This is a genomic window from Rhodococcus sp. DN22 (genome assembly GCF_036669995.1).
Taxonomy (GTDB): Bacteria; Actinomycetota; Actinomycetes; order Mycobacteriales; family Mycobacteriaceae; genus Rhodococcus_F; species Rhodococcus_F erythropolis.
The window spans coordinates 2,999,375-3,015,740 of the sequence record NZ_CP133326.1 but is presented as its reverse complement, the minus strand read 5'-3'; the positions used below and the strand labels follow the sequence as shown (position 1 = coordinate 3,015,740).

At 62.3% G+C, this 16,366-nt stretch carries 16 protein-coding genes; 9 read left to right on the top strand and 7 right to left on the bottom strand.

What is annotated here, in order from left to right:
* Nucleotide 1 precedes the first annotated feature (1 nt).
* Nucleotides 2–1,561, bottom strand: coding sequence for an amino acid permease (locus RA302_RS13945; protein ID WP_042951823.1), 1,560 nt, complete (start codon nucleotides 1,559–1,561; stop codon nucleotides 2–4).
* 197 nt (nucleotides 1,562–1,758) lie between these two features.
* On the opposite strand from RA302_RS13945, the gene RA302_RS13940 reads away from it, so the two are divergent.
* The gene (locus RA302_RS13940) at nucleotides 1,759–2,490 is read left to right on the top strand and encodes a TetR/AcrR family transcriptional regulator (protein ID WP_041814987.1); all 732 of its coding nucleotides are present in this window, start codon (nucleotides 1,759–1,761) and stop codon (nucleotides 2,488–2,490) included.
* Between the two features lie 12 nt (nucleotides 2,491–2,502).
* On the opposite strand, the gene RA302_RS13935 is transcribed toward RA302_RS13940, so the two are convergent.
* Nucleotides 2,503–3,057: a transglycosylase family protein gene (locus tag RA302_RS13935; protein ID WP_019748325.1), complete on the bottom strand. Its 555-nt coding sequence runs from the start codon at nucleotides 3,055–3,057 to the stop codon at nucleotides 2,503–2,505.
* Nucleotides 3,058–3,496: 439 nt separating this feature from the next.
* Here RA302_RS13935 and RA302_RS13930 point away from each other — a divergent pair, with 439 nt between their 5' ends.
* The gene (locus tag RA302_RS13930) at nucleotides 3,497–4,144 is read left to right on the top strand and encodes a hypothetical protein (protein WP_030245609.1); all 648 of its coding nucleotides are present in this window, start codon (nucleotides 3,497–3,499) and stop codon (nucleotides 4,142–4,144) included.
* A 17-nt stretch (nucleotides 4,145–4,161) separates the two neighbouring features.
* On the opposite strand, the gene RA302_RS13925 is transcribed toward RA302_RS13930, so the two are convergent.
* The 3 genes from RA302_RS13925 to RA302_RS13915 are packed head-to-tail and all read right to left on the bottom strand — an operon-like array spanning nucleotide 4,162 to nucleotide 8,243.
* A complete protein-coding gene (locus RA302_RS13925) occupies nucleotides 4,162–5,844 on the bottom strand; it encodes an ATP-binding cassette domain-containing protein (protein ID WP_020969548.1) in 1,683 nt (560 codons plus the stop codon).
* Nucleotides 5,845–5,859: 15 nt separating this feature from the next.
* Nucleotides 5,860–7,623 (bottom strand): 3-oxosteroid 1-dehydrogenase, encoded by a 1,764-nt coding sequence (gene kstD, locus RA302_RS13920; RefSeq protein WP_243617255.1) that lies wholly within the window; start codon nucleotides 7,621–7,623, stop codon nucleotides 5,860–5,862.
* Complete coding sequence (locus RA302_RS13915) at nucleotides 7,623–8,243, bottom strand: TetR/AcrR family transcriptional regulator (protein ID WP_020969546.1); 621 nt, start codon at nucleotides 8,241–8,243, stop codon at nucleotides 7,623–7,625. The genes kstD and RA302_RS13915 overlap by 1 nt, the downstream gene beginning before the upstream one ends.
* A 158-nt stretch (nucleotides 8,244–8,401) precedes the next feature.
* Between RA302_RS13915 and RA302_RS13910 the strand changes: the two genes are divergently transcribed.
* The 5 genes from RA302_RS13910 (at nucleotide 8,402) to RA302_RS13890 (ending at nucleotide 12,737) form a co-directional block, all read left to right on the top strand.
* The gene (locus tag RA302_RS13910) at nucleotides 8,402–8,905 is read left to right on the top strand and encodes a hypothetical protein (protein WP_223257837.1); all 504 of its coding nucleotides are present in this window, start codon (nucleotides 8,402–8,404) and stop codon (nucleotides 8,903–8,905) included.
* Nucleotides 8,902–9,957: a serine/threonine protein phosphatase gene (locus tag RA302_RS13905; protein WP_243617254.1), complete on the top strand. Its 1,056-nt coding sequence runs from the start codon at nucleotides 8,902–8,904 to the stop codon at nucleotides 9,955–9,957. Before RA302_RS13910 ends, RA302_RS13905 begins: the two co-directional genes overlap by 4 nt.
* An 80-nt stretch (nucleotides 9,958–10,037) precedes the next feature.
* Nucleotides 10,038–11,012 carry an ATP-binding cassette domain-containing protein gene (locus RA302_RS13900; RefSeq protein ID WP_046378519.1) on the top strand — a complete coding sequence of 325 codons (975 nt, stop codon included), beginning with the start codon at nucleotides 10,038–10,040 and terminating at the stop codon, nucleotides 11,010–11,012.
* Entirely contained in the window at nucleotides 11,012–11,803 is a 792-nt protein-coding gene (locus RA302_RS13895; protein ID WP_019748317.1) for an ABC transporter permease, read from the top strand. The genes RA302_RS13900 and RA302_RS13895 overlap by 1 nt, the downstream gene beginning before the upstream one ends.
* 133 nt (nucleotides 11,804–11,936) lie before the next feature.
* A complete protein-coding gene (locus tag RA302_RS13890; protein WP_243617253.1) occupies nucleotides 11,937–12,737 on the top strand; it encodes an alpha/beta hydrolase in 801 nt (266 codons plus the stop codon).
* Between the two features lie 9 nt (nucleotides 12,738–12,746).
* On the opposite strand, the gene otsB is transcribed toward RA302_RS13890, so the two are convergent.
* Entirely contained in the window at nucleotides 12,747–13,535 is a 789-nt protein-coding gene (gene otsB / locus RA302_RS13885) for a trehalose-phosphatase (protein WP_019748315.1), read from the bottom strand.
* 174 nt (nucleotides 13,536–13,709) lie between these two features.
* Between otsB and RA302_RS13880 the strand changes: the two genes are divergently transcribed.
* On the top strand, nucleotides 13,710–14,039 hold the full coding sequence (locus tag RA302_RS13880; protein ID WP_243617252.1) for a type VII secretion target: 330 nt from the start codon (nucleotides 13,710–13,712) through the stop codon (nucleotides 14,037–14,039).
* Nucleotides 14,036–15,343, top strand: coding sequence for a hypothetical protein (locus RA302_RS13875; RefSeq protein ID WP_243617251.1), 1,308 nt, complete (start codon nucleotides 14,036–14,038; stop codon nucleotides 15,341–15,343). Before RA302_RS13880 ends, RA302_RS13875 begins: the two co-directional genes overlap by 4 nt.
* Nucleotides 15,344–15,376: 33 nt before the next feature.
* Here RA302_RS13875 and RA302_RS13870 read toward each other — a convergent pair whose 3' ends face one another.
* Nucleotides 15,377–16,366 (bottom strand): malate dehydrogenase, encoded by a 990-nt coding sequence (locus RA302_RS13870; RefSeq protein WP_019748312.1) that lies wholly within the window; start codon nucleotides 16,364–16,366, stop codon nucleotides 15,377–15,379.

Below are 16,366 nucleotides of genomic sequence, written 5' to 3'. Positions count from 1 at the left end.
GTCAGGCTCCGATCGTGACGGGATTCGGGGTGGCGCGGCCACGTGGGAAGCAAGCGACTCCCAGCCCCACGACCAGCGCTACCGTGATGGGCGCGGCCCACTGCAGAATGGGGTACTCCCCGGTGGGGTTGAAGATCTCGGCTCGTGGCCATGACAGGTTGATCACCATCAGCGCGCCGTACACAACCGCGGCGATGTTGACCGGAACTCCCCAGATGCCCAGGGAGAAAAGCTTTTTGCCTTCGGCGTCGAACTTGGGGCCGACTGCCGTGCGAGGCCATCCCTTGAGACGCTGAACCAGCAGCGGCACGGTCACCATGAGGTAGGCCAAGTAGATCAAGATGATGCATACGCTGGACAGGGTTGCGAAAATTGCCGAGTTGCCCACGTTGACGGCCAGGACGGCAATGCAGACCAGACCGATGAGGACGGACGGCGCGATAGGTGTTCCGGTGCGGGGGTTGACCTTTGCCAGTACCTGCGAGGCAGGAAGCCGCCCGTCGCGGGCCATGGAGAACATCAGCCGTGAAGCAGCAGTCTGAATGGCCAAGGTGCACACGAACACTGCGATCGAGACGTCGATCAACAAGACCGTGCCCCACGGCGAACTCAGAATAGAGGTCAGTACGTACGGCAAACCTTCCGTGGCCAGGCGTCCGTCGGTGAGTGAGGGCGCTGCCATCAACGCGCCGAGGATCATCAAGCCGCCGCCGAGTGCGGAAGCGGAGAGTGCAAGGCGGATCGTACGAGGTGCGACGCGTCGGGGGTTGCGGGTCTCCTCGGCCAGTTCGCCTGCCGAACCGAAGCCGACCATGACGTAGGCAGCCATCAGTCCGGACATGATCCACGCCCAGGCGTATCCGGGCTGACCGCCGGCACTGCCGGTGTCGAAGACGACGTCCGGTCCGCGCTGAGCGTGGGTGAAGAACATCCCGATCACCGCGATGACACCGACGATTTCGCAGGTCACGCCGATGTTGTTGATACGCGACATCCAGTTGACGCCGATGCAGTTGATGAAGGTGGTCAGAACCAGAAGTACCGAACCGAGCAGCACGGCATTGGCAGCACCGCTCGAGGAGGTGAGTGCACTGTCCTCACCGATGATCTGGAACCCGCTCCACACATTCGGGAGCACGACCTGCAAGGCGATCGCGGCGGCGGACGCGGTGACGATCTGAGCGAGAATCATGAACCAACCCGCGAACCAGCCGACGATTTCACCACCCATCCGCCGCGACCACTGGTAGATGGCGCCCGAAATCGGATATCTGGCAGCAAGTTCCGCGAAGTTGAGAGCAACCATGAACTGACCGATGAAGACGACGGGCCAGGTCCAGAAGAACGCCGGACCCGCGAAACCGAAACCGAGGCCGAACAATTGGAAGATCGTGGTCAGGATGGAAACAAAGGAGAAGCCCGCGGCGAACGACGCGAACTTTCCCAGCGATCGATGCAGCTGCTGCTCGTAACCGAACTCCGCGAGGTCACCGTCGTCGTGAGGCGAAGAGGCGAGTGCGGATGCGGTGGTGGGCTGCGCAGCCGGGGTGGTTGCACTCAACGGCGTACTCCTTCGGCGAAGCGATTCAGAGGCGAATAACTGTCGATTGATAGTTTTCGCGAAATCCACTCGCCGCAGGTGACGCCCGCGTATACGATTCGCCTGATTCTGTAACAGGCTCGTTGAGTACGTTTCGAGCACGTGACCGAATGCTCACAGCGACGGCCACCCCGCATGTAAGGCCAGAGCCTGCCACTATGGAAGGCGTGACCAACGCCGGCCCCGGACGACCCCGCCTGACCGCTCGCCGACGCCCGGGTGGGACTGCCCGGGCGGAGATCTTGGATGCAGCCGCTGAACTGTTCACCACCCGAGGCTTCGCCGCGACGTCGACACGCCACATCGCCGAAGCAGTCGGAATGCGTCAGGCGTCGCTGTACAACCATTTCGCCACCAAGGACGACATCCTGGTTGCACTGCTCGCCGACACCGTGACTCCGGCGCTCGACTTCGCGGAGAATCTCAGGCCACGCGGCACTTCACCCGAGGTGAAGCTGTACGCACTTTCGTACATCGACGCCGCCCAACTGATCACCGGACGGTGGAACCTCGGCGTCCTCTATCTCTTACCGGAACTGAGAAGCGACAGGTTCATGTCGTTCCGAGCCGATCGCGATCGGCTTCGCGAGCAATACCGGGCCCTCGCCCAGGCAGTGCTCGACGCGATTGACGATCCAGCATCAACTCACCTGGCCGAGCTTCCGTTTCGCCTGGTAGAAAGCGTGATCAGCGCGCGAGCCGACGCACTCGAAGGCACCCCGATCCCCAACGCCGCCGTCATCGCCGGGTCGGCACTGCACATTCTGGGGTGGCGCCAGGATCTTGATCCCATCCACACGGAAGCGGCAGAGCTCATTGCGAACGCAGAAACGCCGAAATTGTCCGGGGCTGCATCAGCTCCGGACAATTTCGACGCAATGAGGACCTAAACGGCCACGAGACTAGACCGAGAGGGACTGTCCCGGGAAGATCAGGTTGATGTTCGGGACCTGGCTGGCGAGGTTCTCGAGCGAGATGCCGTGTGCAGCAGCGATCTTCGACAGGGTGTCGCCTGCCTTGACCACGTAGTTGCCGCTTCCGGTGCTTGCTGCCGGAGCCGACTCGACGGAAGCCTCAGCGGTGACGGGGGCTGCTGCGGCCTCGTAGTTCCCTGCGGTGGTGCCGGTGGTCAGGTACTGACCGCAGACGGGCCATGCGCCGACGCCCTGGCCTGCGAGAACGTTCTCGGCGACACGGATCTGCTCAGACTGGCTGGCGTTGGCAGCGTTGCCCGATCCACCGAACGCGTTCCAGGTGCTCTGCGTGAACTGCAGTCCGCCGTAGAAGCCGTTTCCGGTGTTGGCGGCCCAGTTACCGGAGGACTCGCAGTTTGCGACTCCGGACCAGTCGTGGCCGGCTGCCGAAGCGGTGCCGGTGCTCATGGCGAGCGGGATTGCGACGACTGCGCCTGCGGTTGCAACTGCGCCGAGGGCGCGCTTGAAGGTGATGCTGGTCATTGGGTAAATCCTCTCCGCTACCGCGGACGAGGTCGGCCCGGACGCTTTCACGTCTCGTCGATCGACTCGCCTGTTTCACTCCTGCCCCGCGAAGGTTTCGGGAGTACCGGACCCGCGGGGCAGAAGCACGCAGTTGCGGGTCGGTGTTTGCCCGGTAGTTTCGGGCTGTCAACGACCGTAGGCGATGGTCACGGATTGGTCACGGGGCAGTTTTCCGGCACTGCCGTACCAGATTCAGTCGAGATGCAAGAAATAACCACAGGTCAACTAGTTGATTCGAGCTTCAACCATACCGATCGTTATCCGTCCGTTATGTGGCAACCGTCACTGCGATTTTGTGACCCACCGCACCGAAACGGGCGTGTCGGAACGCAAAACAGCCCCATTCAAATGTTAAGAGAGTCCTGGCAACGAGCAAAAACCAACCGCCCCAATCATTATGGAGAATGAACTGGTGATCGTCGCAGTAGAAGGACCCAGCGCCGCCGGCAAGACCACCTGGTGCCGAACCCAACTCGGTGGACAAACCGCAGCGGAAGGATTCGTCGCCGAGTATCAGCCCACGGGGCGCGAGCCGGACGGCACGGATCTCGACGTCCAGGCAAGTTACTGGGCAACGGTCAATTCGAAGCGATGGTCGCAAGCGGAAGAACTCGAATCGAGAACCGGGATCGCGCTCTGCGACAGCGACCCGCTGAAACTGCACTACAGCTGGTGTCTCGCCGCGGTGGGCGCCGCACCTCGGGAGCGATTCGAGTACGAGCTCGAGGCAGTCGAGACGGCTTTTACGCGCCTCGAACTGGGTCTCGCGGATCTGACCGTCATCTCGATACCGTCACCGAAGCAACTTCGACTGCAGCGCGAAGGAGACCCCAGCCGCCGACGACGGCATTTCGAGCTTCACGCGGCGCTCGCCGAGCCGCTCACCCACTGGTACTCGGCGGTGGACAGGGTGGATCCAGGTCGCGTTCTGTGGGGCTTCCCGACACTGCTCGATCTTTCGCGCTGTCCCCCACCTCGATCGGATCGCAGCGATCCGGGCCTCCTGCGCGCGATGATCAACGAGTTGCCGCCACTCCCCAGATAGCAAGCGGCTACTCGATCTCAGCGCGCTCGTTCGACCCTGGCCTCGTCCCACACCGGAGACTCGCTCTCGTACACGTTCCCGTCCGATCCGAATACCAGGAACCTGTCGAACCCGCGCGCGAACCAACGATCGTGGGTTACCGAGATGACGGTGCCGGCAAACTGTGCGATGCCCTGTTCGAGCGCGTCAGCCGAATGAAGGTCGAGGTTGTCTGTCGGCTCGTCGAGCAGCAACATCGTGGCGCCGGAAAGCTCGAGGAGCAGAATCTGCAGGCGCGCCTGCTGTCCGCCGGACAGGTCGTCGTACTTCTGTTCGGCTGCTTGGGACAATCCGTAACGGTCGAGCGCGCGGCTCGCCGCTTCACGCCCCATTCCGTTTCGGTGTTCGTCGCCCATGTGCAGGATCTCGAGCAGCGTGTTCCCGGTCAGATCAGGCCTGGAATGGGTCTGCGCAAACAATCCGGGACGTACCCGGGCACCCAGCGTCGCAGTACCCCCGTGCTCGACCGGCGCGATGTCGAGCGCCTCGACGGGCAGATGCTCGGTCCCCGGATCGGTCCCACCACCCGCCAAGAGACGAAGGAAATGTGACTTCCCGGATCCATTGGAGCCCAGCACGGCAACCCGATCTCCGTACCAGATCTCGGTGTCGAAAGGCTTCATCAATCCGGTCAGCTCGAGATCCTGACATACCAACGCGCGCTTGGCGGTTCGCCCGCCCGCCAGCCGAACTGTCACCTTCTGCTGAAGTGGAATCGCTTCGGGTGGCCCTGCCTCCTCGAACTTCGCCAACCTGGTTTGCGAGGCGTGATACCGCGCAGCGACGCCGTCGTTGAACTTGGCCTTTTCACGCAATCGCAGAACCAGGGCACGCAGTTTCGCGTGCTCCTCGTCCCAGCGTCGACGCAGTTCTTCGAATCGAGCGTTGCGATCCTCGCGGGCCTGGTGGTAGCTGGCCAGCCCAGCGCCGTGGGTCCACGACGTTGCGCCGCTGATTCCGGGCTCGAGCGTCACGATGTGGGTGGCCGCGTTGGCGATCAGTTCGCGGTCGTGGCTGACGAACAAAACCACTTTCGACGATTCCGAGATCGTCTTTTCCAGCCATCGCTTGCCCGGAACATCGAGGTAGTTGTCCGGCTCGTCCAGCAGGAGTGCGTCGTCGGGCCCAGCGAACAGTGCTTCGAGAACCAACCGTTTCTGCTCGCCACCGCTGAGCGAGTTGGCCGCGCGCCACTTCGCACGGTCATAAGGAACACCGAGAGCCGCGGTAGTGACCTTGTCCCAGAAGTCTTCGGTCTCGTAGCCGCCCACATCGGCCCAATCGGCCAGCGCATGCGAATACTTCATTTGAGTTGATTCCTCGTCGCGCTCGATCATCGCGTTTTCTGCCGTATCGAGCGCCAGTGCTGCATCCCGGATCCGCGCCGGAGAGACGGACAACAAAAGATCGCGCACGGTGGACTCGTCGCGAACCTGGCCGACGAATTGCCGCATCACGCCCAGTGTTCCGGATCGAGTGACAGCGCCCTCGTCGGCGACGGCGTCTCCGGCGACAATGCGAAGCAATGTCGTCTTACCAGTCCCGTTGGGCCCGATCAGTGCAGTTTTTGCACCGTTTCCGACCCGAAAGCTGACACCGCTGAGCAGTTGTCGACCATCAGGAAGGAAGTAGTCGACGTCGGCGATGTTGAGGTGGGTCACGCTCTCAAGGGAACCCTACCCACGGCGATCTGCCAAACCATTATTCCTGCCTTCGCTGTCGAGTTCACGACCGTCATGGGATCGTCCGACCGCATCGAGCGCGGCCAGATATCCGAAAACCATTGCGGGACCGATAGTTGCACCTGGACCGGCATAGGTATGACCCATGACCGGCGAGCTGGTATTACCTGCTGCGTAGAGCCCGTCGATGACCGAACCGTCGGCGCGCAACGCTCGCGCGCGAGCGTCCGTGTTGATGCCGCCCTTGGTCCCCAGGTCTCCGGGCACCATCTTCGCGGCATAGAACGGACCCTTCGTGAGTTCTCCGAGGCTGGGGTTGGGCTTGTTGGTGCAGTCGCCGTAGTAGTGGTCGTATCTGCTTGTCCCACGGCCGAAGTCGCGATCGACTCCGTCGCGCGCGTGACTGTTGAATCGTGTGATGGTCGCGGACAGCGCATCGCCCGGCACTCCGATCTCGGCAGCGAGTTCGGCAATCGATCCAGCTCGCACGATCGCACCCGATTCGATCCACGACCGAGGTATCGGCCTGCGCGCCGGCACTCCCGCGAACAGGTAACGGTCACGGTACGTCTGATCGAAGATCAGCCAAGCGGGGATGTTTTCAGCGGGTCCTTCACCTCGGCCGTACTTTCCGCCGAACATGGCGTGCGCGGCTTCGACGTAGGGAAGCGACTCGTTCATGAAGCGCTGACCGCTGGCGTTGACCATCAGGCTTCGAGGCAACGAGCGTTCCGCCAAGGCGAACCACGGGCCTTTGGGCAGCGGAATCGACGGGGCCCACCACGCGTCGTCCATGTACGAAATTGCCGCGTCGACGCGCAGAGCGGCACGGATACCGTCCCCGGTATTGGTCGGTGCCCCGAGAGTCCACTGCGCACTACTCGGCCGGCGCTGGTACTCGCCTCGCATGTCGTCGTTGTTGTCGAACCCGCCGCATGCGAGGATGACACCGCATCGAGCGTGCATGGTTCTCCGCACTCCCCCGGACTCGAGTCGCGCACCCACGACACGATCATTGTCGGTAACCAAATCCACAAGCCTCGTTCCGAGCTCGACCGTCACTCCGGCGTCCCGAACTCCGAGCATCAGTTCCGCCATGAGCGCCGGCCCGAGCCCGATCAGCTTCTTCTTCCGAGCTTTTGCGACCAGGGATCTCATTCCCACCCGAAGCATTCGCACCGGCCCCCGCCAATGCCGAACCCCCGTGCTCAGCCAACGGTAATCAGATTGTTGGACAACCATGTTGAGCGGCACCTTCATGTACGGCGGATGAAGGGTCGCGAGATCGTCGCCCAGAGCTCGCGCGTCGAACGGGCGCGGCTCGCACGAGCGGCCGCTTGCAAGTCCGCCAGGTGCCTCGGGAAAGTAGTCGGAGTAACCCTTCACCCATTCGAGCTCGAGTGCAGAGTGCCGAATCAGGAAATCGAGGGCTTCCGGGCCTCGATCGATATACGTGTCGATACGGTCGGTGTCTGCATCCTCTCCGACAATGCTCTTCAGATATGTTCGCGCAGAGTCGATATCATCCGCCGGCGCCTCGCGGCGAAGTATCGAGTTTCCCGGAATCCACACTCCGCCCCCGGACCGGGACGACGAACCGCCCCAGTACTCCGACTTCTCCACGAGAATTGTCGAGAGTCCGTTGCGGGCTGCAGTGATGGCTGCCGACATGCCGGCAGCCCCCGATCCCACAACGATCACATCCACCGCTGGTACATCCACTACCGAGCGCTCGGAGTTTCGAGAGTTCTCGTTCATCACTGATCACGACCTTTCATGTCATCGTCATCCTGCGTGCGCCACCGGGATCCCTGAACCGCGTCGAGTGCCCCCTCGACGCACACGGGAAGTGATGCCCCACGCTTCTGGGGGTTACGTATCCATTGCCGATAGCCGAACTCCGCCGCCGCCAACATCAAGTGAACGAGTAGTCCTGGTCGGCTGTCATTTTCAGGATCGAGTTGCATTCGTTGTGCCACCAACTCCACCAACCGATCACGATGCTCGGGCGCGATCAGCGCGACTCGATCCATCAGGTGCGGCGCGGTGCGGAACGCTGCTCGCCACTGATCGATCTCCGCGGACTCGAAAGCATTGGAACGCTCGAGGATTGCCCGCGAGATCGCAAGATCAGCCGACTCAGATGCCGGGCGATCCTCGAGCAGTGTCACGATCCCGGCACCGCCCTGCCTGACCGGGTCCAACAGCAGATCCTCCTTGTTACGAACGTGCCGGAAGTACGTACTCGCCGACACCCCCGCTGCTGCCGCAATCTGCTCGGTGGTCACATCCTCGAAACCGTCACGCGCGAACAGATCGAATGCCGCACGTTGAATGTCTGCTCGCACCTGCAACCGTTGTCTCTCCCGTAGTGACATCAGCAACGTCCTCCCGCCTCGGCCGAGATCCGGCCATTCTCGATAATGCGAGTCTCACCTATTGTGACAGTCACTGTCAATATCCAATACTCTGTCAGATATCAGCAGACCCCGGCATTTCGTTGACAGGGCATTCGATGCCACGACAAGCTTCGAAGATGAAACGATGGTTCGCGGCGGGCTTCGGAACGGCGATCGTCTCGCGATCACTTCTGCGCAAAGCACTCATCTTCAAGTTCCGACGCGACGTCCGTGCACTCAATTCCGGCAACTACCGGCCGCTGTTGAATTCCTATCACCACCACGCGGTGCTCAGATTCGCCGAGGGTGATCATCGGTGGGCAGGAGTGCATGCCGGACGGGACCAAATCGAGACGTTTCTCCAGGAATTTGTCGACGCGGGGCTTCAAGGCGCGGTCACCGAAGCGTATTTCGGTGGTCCGCTCTGGCGCATGACACTGCTCGTCCGATTCGACGACCGAGCCCTAGGCCCGGACGGCGCCGTCATCTATCAAAATCGAACAGTGCTTCTCGTTCGAACCAAGTGGGGAAGAATCGTCGAGCAGGAGGACTACTACGAGGACACCGCCAGAATCGGTGACTTCGACAGACGGCTCCGCGAAATCGAAGCCGGACGAGCCTGTGGCACAGTCGCGGAATGACGGACGTCAGGATTGACCGCCACCGGAAACTATCAGCATTCCTGTCTTCCCAGAACGATGTCGAACTGGCCCGACTGGTCGACACCGCTCGAGTCTCGAGCGTAGGCGTGGGCGGCGCCGCAGGACTCGTCGGTGTCTGCGAAAACGGGTTCGACAGCGTTCCGGTATTCACCAAACGCATCCCACTGACCGAACAGGAACTCGCCGACGTGGGCTCTACTTCCAACCATTTCGACTTGCCGACGTTCTGCCAGTACGGCATTGGGGGCCCGAGCTTCAACGCCTGGCGAGAGCTGGCCGCGAACGTCTTGGTCACCGAGGCCGTTCTGGCCGGCGAAACACAGTCGTTCCCAATGCTTTACCACTGGCGGGTGCTGCCCGGTCGATCGCCGGTTGCACCCGAACACGCCGACATCGCTTCCGTTCCCACCGCCTGCGCCAGTAGTGAAGCGCGGGTCCGCCTCGAAGCACTCGCCACTGCGCCGTGCAGCCTCGTACTGTTCTGCGAGTACGTCGCACACCCGATCTCGGATTGGCTGCATGACAACCCGGCCGCCAAAGCTGCCGAAGTCGAGCGACAGTTTTCGGAGATCGTGGCGTTCTTACGCGATCGACAGTTGCTGCACATGGACGGACATTTCGGCAACATGCGCACAGATATGGAGCGGATCTATCTCACCGACTTCGGACTGGCCACATCCCCACACTTCGACCTGTCGACTACCGAACATGACTTCGTCCGGCGCCATGCCACCCATGACGCCGACTACGCCGCCATGCTTCTGGTCAACTGGCTGGTCACCGAGGTCTGCGGAGTGCCGAGACCGAAACACGGCGGACCAGTCGCCCGCAACCAGTACGTACGACGATGCGCCACAGGTCATGTCCCAGGTGATGTGGCAGCGGAGGAGGCCGCGATCTTGACCCGGCACGCGCCCGCCGCTGCGAGAATGAATGACTTCTACTGGCGATTGTTCGACGGCGACTTCGACGCGCCCTACCCTCATGCCGCGGCAGTTCCGACTTCCGGTCGAGGACAGGGTTTTCCCTGAACTGCCGTCTCCACATCTCAGGGTCCATGTCATCCTCCGGACCGATGTGCTGGTCAGCGCCGTAGGGCACAGTTCTCCTCATGATTGAACTGAGGGGATTGACCAAGGTTTACGGACCGACGAAAGCGGTGGACGATTTGTCGTTCACGGTCAAGCCGGGCATCGTGACGGGCTTTCTGGGCCCCAACGGTGCGGGTAAGTCGACGACGATGCGGATGATCCTGGGTTTGGATCAGCCGACGTCGGGTGCGGCGTTGATCGACGGCAAGCCGTACCGCGAGCTCAAGACACCGCTGCGGACTGTGGGCGCGTTGTTGGATGCGAAGTGGGTGCACCCCAATCGCAGTGCGCGGGCGCATCTGCAGTGGATGGCCGCTTCGAACGGGATCCCGAAGTCCCGCGTCGACGAGGTACTCGGGTTGGTCGGATTGTCCGAGGTGGCGGGCAAGAAGGCCGGCGGGTTCTCGCTCGGTATGTCGCAGCGTCTCGGGTTGGCGGGTGCGTTGTTGGGTGATCCGAAGGTGTTGTTGTTCGACGAGCCGGTCAACGGTCTCGATCCGGAGGGCATCGTCTGGATTCGTAAGTTCATGCAGCGGTTGGCGGCCGAGGGCCGCACGGTGCTGGTGTCGAGTCACCTTCTCTCGGAGATGGCGTTGACGGCGGAGCAGTTGGTGGTGATCGGTCGGGGTCGGTTGATTTCGGATTCGACGGTCGCGGAGTTCGTGGATCGCTCGTCGGAGTCGACGGTGCGCGTGCGCAGCCCACAATTGGACGCTCTCCATGCCGCATTGACTGCCCACGGACTGACTGTCCGCGAGGAGCATTCAGGATCGGAGGCGGTGTTGGTGGTCGTAGATTCGACGACTGACGTGATCGGCGGTCTGGCTGGTTCGCAGGGAATCGTGTTGCACGAGTTGGCGTCTGTGCAGGGATCGCTCGAGGATGCGTTCATGAAGTTGACCGGAGACGATGTCCAGTACCACGCATCCGGTATCGATCCGGGTGCCGGAGCCCACCACACAAACACACAGCACGCTATGGGAGGTGCACTGTAATGGCTGTTCTCAGTGCTGAACGTATCAAGATCACCACGACCAAGTCGCCGCTGTGGTGCACGATCACAATCATCGTCCTAGGGTTGGGCGTCGCCTGGATGATCGGGCGTTCGTCGAGTTCGAGCATTCAGGCGTACAACGACGAAGCCGCATCAGGAACTCCTGATTTCGAGAAGTTCCTCCCCACGTTCAATGAAGCGGGACTGGGCGTTTCCGGCTTCGGCGTCATGGTCCTGATGATCATGGCGGCCCTCGCGATTACCAGTGAGTACCGCTTCGGCATCATCCGCACCACGTTCCAGGCCATCCCGAGCCGGGCTTCGGTCCTGATCGCCAAAGCCGGCCTGATCGGCGCCTTCGGCGCGGCGCTGTCCTTCGTTCTCATGCTCGGCGCGGTATTCATCACCAAAGCTGCTGCAGGCTCTGAAGGTTCCACCAATCTGGCACTCGACAACGCCGATGCCTGGCGCGCCGTCTACGGCGTACCGATCTTCGCCTTCCTCTGCGTTGTCCTTGCCATCGCCGTCGGAGCACTCCTGCGGCAATCTGCCGGCGCTATTGCATTGCTCCTGCTCTGGCCGCTGCTCATCGAGAGCCTGTTCGGCATGTTCGGATCCTTCGGTAGAAACGTCACACCGTTCCTCCCGTTCGCCAACGCCGACCACTTCCTCTCTTCGGGTTCGAGCACCAATTTCCATTGGGGCCCTTGGGGAAGCCTGTTCTACTTCGCAGCATTTGTGCTGGTGGTTTTCGGAATCAGCATCGCCGTCGTCAACAAGCGCGACGCCTGACCTAACACCAAGACTGGCCGTACCGGAGATGTTCCGGTGCGGCCAGTTTCTTGTTGCCACAACCGCGATCCACAGAAGTTAGGATAGCCTCACTTCCATCTGATTCGGCAACGAACTGAGGCAACGGACAGCGATGCAGACTCTGACAACCCAGACTATTTCCACTCCGGGCACCGAAATGCGTGTGTGGCGCACGCCGGCGCTCGATCGGAAATGCATCGTCTTCCTGCATGGCGCCGGAGTTGATCATCGAATGTTCGACGACCAGGTCGCGGAACTCGCGGGCGCCTATTCCCTGGTGCTGCCCGACCTACGTGGTCAAGGGCTGTCGATTCTCAAGAAAGGCCACCGCGCCACTCTCGACACTGTGATCGACGACGTGAAGGTCATGCTCGACTCGCTCGGAATCGATCGCGCAAGCATCGTCGGACACTCGTTCGGCGGAAACATCGCGCAGGAGTTCACCCATCGTCATGCGGATCGAGTAGACAAGCTCGTCATGATCGGCAGCCCTGGCCAGCACCGGGAAATGAGTGGAGCCGCTGCCTCGGCGATCAAAATCGGCACGCATTTGTATCGACGGATTCCGTGGGGTCCCTTTGCCTTTTACAGTGGCCGGTGGTCGAGTCGAAATCCCGCAACTCGCAGATACGTTGCAGACTGCATGCTGGCCGCCGGACGGCAGACCTGGCTGGATCTGGGAACAAGCGGGTTCGCGTCACTCTGCCCGGTGGATACGGCACCCCGAAAGGAGACCCTCCTGATGCGGGGAGAGGTCGACATGCCGCGCCAACTCGATCGAATCTACGACGCCCTGAGCGATCAACTACCGGACCTGACTCGCCGGGTGGTGATCACCGGCGTCGGACATCAATGCACACAGGACAATCCGGAAGAGGTCAACCGCGCGCTGGTCGAGTTCTTGGCAGACTGACCTCACGTGTCAGCGTTCCAGGTGCGCGGCAAGCTCTTTCATCCAATCGAGGAATGCCGGCGGGCCGTCGAACTGGACGCCGTCGACAGCAGCCACTTCCGGTGCAATGTCATCGCCCTTGACCACCAACGCTTCTCCACCCGAGGCAAGGACAGCAGCAAAGGCAGGTAGGTCACCACGGTCGTCGCCCGCGTACGCGACGACGTCGACGCCTGCGGTGGCGATCGCGCGAAGGAGGCCTGTCCCCTTGTCCTCCTCAACGGGTGGACGCAATTCTTCGACCAACTTGCCGGGCTCACGCCGCAACCCGGTCCGGCTCGCGATTTCTGTCGTCGCTGCTTCCACCAGGCGCTGCGCGACCGCTCGATCCGCGGCCCGACGCCAATGCACAGCCACCGCAAGGCCTTTGCTCTCGACGTGGATGCCAGGAACTGACTGAGAGTCGAACAGGCGACGCAGTTCGGCTTCTGCTTCGGCGACGGCATCACTGAACGCAGCGACGGCCGGAAGCACTTCGATTCCGTTCTCCGTCCAGGTCTCGACGCCGTAGGAACCCATGAGAACAACCGAATCCAGACTCAGTCGTTCTCGCAAGAACGACGCCGGCCGTCCCGAGAGCAAGCCCACCACGCCGAAGTGCCTCGACAAAGTCGCGAGCACCTCCTCGGCACCGGGCAGGAGCGCACTGGCCGACGGATCGTCGACGATAGGTGCAAGCACGCCGTCGAAATCCATCACCAGCCCACACCGAGCTGGATCGGACGTGAGTCGGAGGATGACGTCCGAAGCGGTTCGCATGGTTCGAGTGTGCCAAATCGATCGCACCCGCATAACCAACACCGGATCAGAATGTAATCTCTGCCACTTCGTCCAGGTTGTCCGGAAAGCGCAGGGTGAGCCGTGTCCACTCCCCTCCGGCGCCGCTTCTCTCCGATACAGTTCTCACGACGCTTACCAACTGGGGGGGTAATGATGAGCGAATTGACTGTCGTCACTGACGACATCCGAAGGTACGGCTCGACGTCGGCCGAAGCTGCAGGACACATCGCGCAGGCCGCCGCCGTCGATCTGGGCGCCAACATCGCGGCAGTCGCACCAGCCGTCGGTCCTGTCGGCATCGAGTTTCTCGCGGCATTCGCGCGCGCCCAGGCAACTCACACCAAAGATGTTGCAGCACTGGCGTCCTTCTACGCCGGCAACGCAGCAACGGCGAGTGCAGCAGCTCAGGCCTACGACACCACAGATCTTTCAACCGCGTCAGATCTGGCCGGCATCGCTGGATCGACGGACGTGACCGCGTGAATACCGACCGCGTGAACAGCGATCGCGTCGACACCGATCGTATGAACACCGAAGACGACTCGACGACGGTCCTCGAATTCCTTCAAGGTGGTGCTCCGGCCCCGGCATTGCCGAACAACACGGTCGAATCGATGCTCGCCGGCATAGCGGTTCCGGCACTACCCGGAATCGAAGATCTGTTCGCGCCTTTGATCGAACTCGGGAAGAGCCTCGGCACCGGCACTTTTGCCAGCGTCGATCCCGTCGGCATCTTCAACCAGGCGTCCACTCTCATCGACCAAGCCATGGGACTGTCCCAAAGCGCGGTCGCCGAGGTGGGCCAGACCTGGAACAGCACCGGCAGTGAAGCCGCGACCGAACTGTCGCGATCCGCCCAGAACAGCGGCGCAGAATTGAGCGAACGCGGAACCGCGATATCGAAAACCGCTGCTGCCGCCGCGGAATCGGTGCAGCGAGGCAACGCGAATCTCGCGGCGATCGCGCAGTCCTTCGCGACCACGGTTGCAGCTGCTGCACCGATCGCGTGGACACCACCAGGACAGGCGATGCTGATTGCCTCCGCAGCCGAACACATGCAGGCAGCCGTCGCGGCGGTGACACAGACTCGCGGGGAAATGCTCGGGCACACCGCTGCCATGAACGCCCTTGCCGGGTCGATCCCCGTGCCGACTCCACCGATCGGTGAGGCTCTCGCCAACCTTGCCACTCCGGAGGCGCTCGCCGACGCCGCCCGTCAGATCGCCCAACCTCTGGCGGCATCAGCCGTGTCGGCATCGCCGCTGTCTGGATCGCCGCTGTCTGGATCGACCGATGCCGGCGACGCACCGTTCTCCACCCACTCAGGCGCCGACGCCGTTCGGACCTCGGCAGCGCAGGCAGGCGCCGGACTTCCGACCGGCGTCGACAAGCTGTGGGGCGCAGGCAATTCGTCGACGTCACTCGCAGCCGGCGGGTCGCCGTCGTCCAGTGCGACAGCGAGCTCCGGCGGAGCATGGGTGGGTGGAAGCGGCACTACCGGTGGAACGATGAGAGGTGCAGCGGGAGTTGCTGCAGTTCAACCGGTTCCGGTAGCAACGCCCGGCCTGGGTGCACCATCTTCGGCGGTCGGCAGTAGCGACATATCGCCGGGCGGCATGATGGGCGGCGGTCCTCGCGGAACGCGGGACGACGAGTCGTCACGCACTACTCCGGGGTATCTCGTCAGCGCCGGTGACGAAAACTCGATGGTCGACGATCTACCGATGGTGTCACCGCCCGTGCTCGGTGCCGAGAATCCCGATCAGTACCTGTTCCGAGATCTCTGATCGGGACTCCCCGGCCGGGGCGGCATTACAACCTCAAACGAAGCCCAACTCCCGTACCGCCGCACGCTCCTGCTCCAATTCGCTGACGGACAGGTCAATCCGTTCGCGTGAGAAGTCGTCGATCGCGAGATCCGGAACGATAGCGAATTCACCATCGGCACAGGTCACCGGGAAGGACGAGATCAATCCTTCGGGCACCCCGTAGGAACCGTCCGAACAGACGGCCATGGATACCCAGTCGTCCTCGGCCGTTCCGATCACCCAGTCGCGGACGTGGTCGATCGACGCGCTGGCCGCACTTGCCGCAGAGGACGATCCACGCGCAGCAATGATGGCGGTGCCTCGCACCTGCACAGTCGGGATGAAATCGTTCTCCACCCAGTCGCGGTCGTTGATCACCGCGAGCGCAGGCTCACCCGCGACGGTCGCGTGGGACAGGTCCGGGTACTGCGTCGCCGAATGGTTTCCCCAGACGGACACCTTGCGCACCGACGACGCACGAACGCCGGTCTTCTTCACCACCTGCGCAATCGCTCGGTTGTGGTCGAGGCGCGTCAGCGCGCTGAACCGAGTATCGGGTACATCCGGCGCGTTGTTCATCGCGATGAGAGCGTTGGTGTTGGCCGGGTTTCCGACGACCAGCACCTTGACGTCCGAGGCTGCGTTGTTGTTGATCGCCTTCCCATGCGCTGTGAAAATAGCGCCGTTCGCGCTCAGCAAGTCGGCGCGCTCCATCCCCTTGCTCCGCGGACGTGCACCGACCAGCATCCCGACGTTCGCGCCGGAGAAGGCGACATCGGGATCGTCGGTGATGTCGATGGAGCTCAGCAAGGGAAACGCGCCGTCTTCGAGCTCCATCGCGACGCCTTCGGCAGCGGACACGGCGGCGGGAATCTCGAGCAGTCGAAGTTTGATCGGTACGTCAGCGCCGAGCATCTCCCCCGCAGCTATGCGGAAAAGCATGCCGTAGGCGATCTGACCCGACGCTCCGGTCACCGTGACGGTTACGGGCGCAATACTCAT